Annotated in this window: 1 pseudogene; it reads left to right on the top strand. The window is 63.8% G+C overall.

Features of this window, described 5'->3' with window-relative positions:
• A pseudogene (locus tag EIK80_RS25970) lies at positions 1–271 on the top strand (sulfonate ABC transporter permease); the annotation flags it as partial.

The following is a 271-nucleotide window of genomic DNA, read 5'->3' as shown; positions in this document are numbered from 1 at the left end:
GATCTCCGTGAACAACAGGACGTACGCACTGCCCGGCCTCGGCAGCTTCGTGGCGGTGGCGTCCGAGCACGAACAGCTGGGCAAGGTGCTGTGGGCCATCGTGACCATGGTCATCGTGGTGCTGCTCATCGACGTGCTGCTGTGGAAGCCGCTGACGGCGTGGGCCGAGAAGTTCCGCATCACGCAAAACGAGTCCGTGCAGGCCAAGACGAGTCTGGTGCTGTCGATTCTGCGGCGTTCCGGCATTTCGGATGCGCTGGCTCTCGTGGGC

This window comes from Caulobacter sp. 602-1, from assembly GCF_003931565.1.
Lineage (GTDB): Bacteria > Pseudomonadota > Alphaproteobacteria > Caulobacterales > Caulobacteraceae > Caulobacter.
Note: the sequence above shows the minus strand (reverse complement) of the source record. Positions and strands in the feature narration are given on the sequence as shown.